This is a genomic window from Pseudorhizobium halotolerans (assembly GCF_902153235.2).
GTDB classification, from domain to species: domain Bacteria; phylum Pseudomonadota; class Alphaproteobacteria; order Rhizobiales; family Rhizobiaceae; genus Neorhizobium; species Neorhizobium flavum.
Genome location: NZ_CABFWE030000011.1, coordinates 75,639 through 76,885, shown reverse-complemented (window position 1 = coordinate 76,885; position 1,247 = coordinate 75,639). Strand labels below are relative to the sequence as shown.

Genomic DNA, 1,247 nt, shown 5'->3' with positions numbered 1-1,247 from the left:
AGACCAGAGGCCCGGTAGGATTGGGTGCGAAGGAATTCTGAGTACCGCTGTTTCAGGTCCTGGATTGAAATCCGGCCCTCGATCCAGTCGTCAACGCTGGCGCGGAATATTTGACTGGTCTCAAACTGAAAACCGCGCTGAGCCCAACGATCGACAACGCGATCAAAGATCTCCCTGCGCCGTTCAGGCGTCATGCTGAACTCCCACTTCACCGGCCTCACGTCTGGATGAGATACAGGATTCGCCTGGTCAACGCAGCAGCTAAATTGGCAGGTTGTGCGGGTGCCCAAGCGAAAAACATCCGGAGTGAGCTACGGGCCAGGGACAAGCAGATTACGATCTTGAGACGCGTCTGACTTCGAGGCCTGCAGTCCGCAGCAATGCCATCAGCATCGGTCCGAGCGAAAACTCGCCACGGCTCGCCTTACGGGTCAGGTCGCGCACATAGCCGCCGGCCGAGTTGATCTGCCCCCCCTTCTCCAGGATGCAGGCCATCGCAGTCGCCGCATTCTCAGGCCCCATCACCTCGCAGGCTTCCTGATAGGCTGAAGGACTAACACCCAGCATTGATCGCACCACCACCGCCGCGCTCATCATGTCGCGCCAGTTGGCAACTACGCCGCCGGGACCGTAGGCGGAGATGTCCGGGCAAGCACGCAACACCATACCCACGGGGGAACGGCTTCAACGGCTCGGGCTCACGTCGCGACTCTTCCTCAGGCCTTGCCCCTACGGCGCCCGATCGATTCCTGGATTGCTCACTGACAAAAAGAAGGCGCGACCAGCTCTGCAAGCCAAAATAGGGCTCGGTACTGATGCTCCTGGGAGCGAGGTTGAATCGTCGGGGGTGTCCGCCGATGCACTCTACTGATCGTCCTCGTACTGATGACGAACTGACTACGTAAAGCGAACTAAACCAATGATTCTCCGCCGACTGCCCTTGCGCACTTTGAATCTCCTGGTTGATCCGCTCATTTCCAACCTGGCGCAGATCGACCAAGTTCGATCGGCTAGAGCGGGCGCTTCTGCCTACCCCCGGTGCACCTGTGCAATATGCGGCAGGGACGTGGCACGTCCATGCTCCCCCCAACTTCCCGCCGCGTCAACTCTATCAGGCATCGCGGACTCTCGAACACGTCGCAGCCCTGTTTGCCAAACTTGCCGTTCCAGCCTAAGCCATTCCTCAAACTCCGGATCGCGGACGTCAATGCCGTCCAGGAGTTGATCATTCGTTTTGTCCCAAGCCA

At 59.0% G+C, this 1,247-nt stretch carries 1 protein-coding gene and 1 pseudogene; both read right to left on the bottom strand.

The features are described from left to right. Positions 1-194, bottom strand: a 194-nt coding sequence (locus FN060_RS15770; RefSeq protein WP_211181473.1) for a hypothetical protein, incomplete at its 3' end; no start/stop codon positions are given. A 139-nt stretch (positions 195-333) separates the two neighbouring features. Further along, positions 334-694: pseudogene (repC, locus tag FN060_RS23160) on the bottom strand (plasmid replication protein RepC); the annotation flags it as partial. Between the last annotated feature and the right edge of the window lie 553 nt (positions 695-1,247).